This window comes from Pseudoxanthomonas sp. LjRoot204_2, assembly GCF_056175765.1.
Genome location: NZ_JBGFFG010000502.1, coordinates 1 through 2179, shown reverse-complemented (window position 1 = coordinate 2179; position 2179 = coordinate 1). Strand labels below are relative to the sequence as shown.

General features: G+C 65.9%; 2 protein-coding genes and 1 pseudogene. All 3 read left to right on the top strand.

Annotated features, from left to right (window positions below):
- Positions 1–589: hypothetical protein (locus AC04L7_RS17165; RefSeq protein WP_475513505.1), on the top strand; the 589-nt coding region annotated here is incomplete at its 5' end.
- Positions 586–1731 (top strand): hypothetical protein, encoded by a 1146-nt coding sequence (locus tag AC04L7_RS17160; protein ID WP_436001218.1) that lies wholly within the window; start codon positions 586–588, stop codon positions 1729–1731. The genes AC04L7_RS17165 and AC04L7_RS17160, both read left to right, overlap by 4 nt.
- Positions 1731–2179 (top strand): annotated as a pseudogene (locus AC04L7_RS17155) (hypothetical protein); the annotation flags it as partial. The gene AC04L7_RS17160 and the pseudogene AC04L7_RS17155, both read left to right, overlap by 1 nt.

Genomic DNA, 2179 nt, shown 5'->3' with positions numbered 1-2179 from the left:
CGTCGACACCGTCCTGCAGCACGCAGGGCGCGTGCAGGGCATGTCGCAAATCATGCCGCCCGAATTGCTGAAAGCGCTTGAAGCACTGCGCGAGCAACGCGCCGAGCTGAAGGGGCTCACGAAGGTCCAGTTCTACACCATCGATTCCGTGCAGCGCTGGGACTGGATGTTCTGCCTTGGCAGCCTGAGGCAGGCATCGCGGGATCTGAAGCAAGCCCTGGGGACCGCTCAGGAGCCGTCGTGGATGCGCCCGGCGATCCAGCTTGCAGAGCAGCATGCGAAGGCGCCGGACCCGGTGCCGGCCGATGGCCAGCCGGTGCGTGGCAATGACCCCTACGTCGTGCTCTACAGCCCGGAGAAGATGGAGGCCGGCGACGGCGCCGGCTTCTACTCCCGCGAGCAGGGGTGGGTGCGACTGGAAGATGCCACGCGCATGCACCCACAGGTGATGGCGTTCAAGTCGCTGGACAGCGATCTGGCGAGCACGGGCGTGGACGACGCGCAGTTCCTGGCGCCGGACAAGGCGGTGGAGATCGAAGAGCAGTACCTGGAAAACACCAGCGGTCTGCTGGTGGGAGGCCCGCGATGATCAATGCAGAGCACTTCGGCGCCCCGCTGGGCCGTTCGGAGCTGGACCGGGGTCTGGGCCAGCGCTTCATGCAGGCCGTGGGCGAGCCGGGGCCCTTGGCCCTGGTGGCCATCATCGGCGAGAAGTATGGCGAGCGCTCCATCACGGCGCAGCGCGAGAACGGCGAGGTTGTGCACCTGCGTGAGGCCAACGTGCAAGCCGCATGGCACGGCGAGGCCTGGCCGCAGCCGGGTGTCAAGCGGTACTCCAACTTCCTGCTGTCGCGATTTCCGCAGGAGTTCGCCGACAAGCACCACCAGGGCTACCGCTATGTGGTCAAGTCCAACGGCATGCTGCCACATGAAGGCTTCAAGACCGCCGACGAGCTCGTGGCGTGGGCGAGCCTGTACAACTTGGACCTACCGTGCACGCCGGCCGAGTTGGAGACCGCCCAGCTGCAGTGGGCAGAGGTGGGCGGTACCTATCAGCGTGCCACCCATGCCAACACGCTGACCTTCAGCAAGCTCGATGACAGCTGGTGCATCCACACCCGCGCCTTCGATAATGGGACGGTCACGGCCGCCAAGCGCGTCGTAGATCTGGAAGCAGGCGTGGTCACGCTGCACGTAGTCGGCTCCGGATGCAGCGCCAGGCAGGTCTTCGACAGGCCGGCCGTGCCCGATCCGGACGATCACCTGTATATCTACGTACCGGGTGAGCGCAACGTGCTGGACGAAGCGATGCACGTAGATGGCCAGCTCGTGGGTCGCTTCGATCAATCGCACCGCACGCTGGCGCAGTTTCGGGAGCAGTATCCCACCGCTGGGATCTATTACTCGACCGAAGTGGCTGTGCAGATTGAGGCGCTGTGCCGTACCGAGCCGGAAGAGATCTCGCAAGAGCGCTTCATCGACGCGCTGGAGGTCATGCCGCCCAAGAGCTGGAAGCAGTTCGGGCACGAAGAGAGCTTCAAGTTCGTCGAGCACTACAGCGGCAACATCACCAGCATCTATGCGCGCGTCGGCGAGCGCTTCTTCACCTTCCTCGACAACGCGTCCATGCCCCACGAACGCGTGATGGACAAGATCCGCGGCAGCGGCCTGCTGGAACAGCCGGCGCCGGTGTTCGATGAGCCGGCCGCCGAAGCGCCGAGGATGGGCTGATGGGCATTCGCCACATCCGCACGCTGGTTGACCCCAACGAGCCGGCCCCACGCCGCTCGCTGGCCAACGCGTTCAAGCCGCACGCCCAGGTCAGCTACACCCGCCTGGGCCAGAACCGCGGCAACCCGCGCCTGTGGCTGGAAGGCCTTCGCCTGAACCGGATCGGTTTCGAGCCGGGCACGCGCTTTCGCGTGGACCTGGATCTGGACCGGCGGCAAGTGCGCCTGGTGCTGGATGCCAACGGCGATCGCGCCGTGTCCCAGCGGCAGCGCCAGGGCGAGGATGGGGAGGTCGTTCGCAAGACCCCGATCATCGACGTCACCGGTGGTGCGCTGGCCGAGATCCTGGGCGAGGGCGCCAAGATCCGCGCCACGCTCTCCGCTGGCGAGATCGTGTTTGATCTGCACCCGGTGGAACTGGCCATTGAAGAGCGCGAGAACCGCACGCG

Coding starts and splice junctions, on each gene's coding strand:
- AC04L7_RS17160 (WP_436001218.1), top strand. CDS start 586: ATGATCAATGCAGAGCACTTCGGCGCCCCGCTGGGCCGTTCGGAGCTG.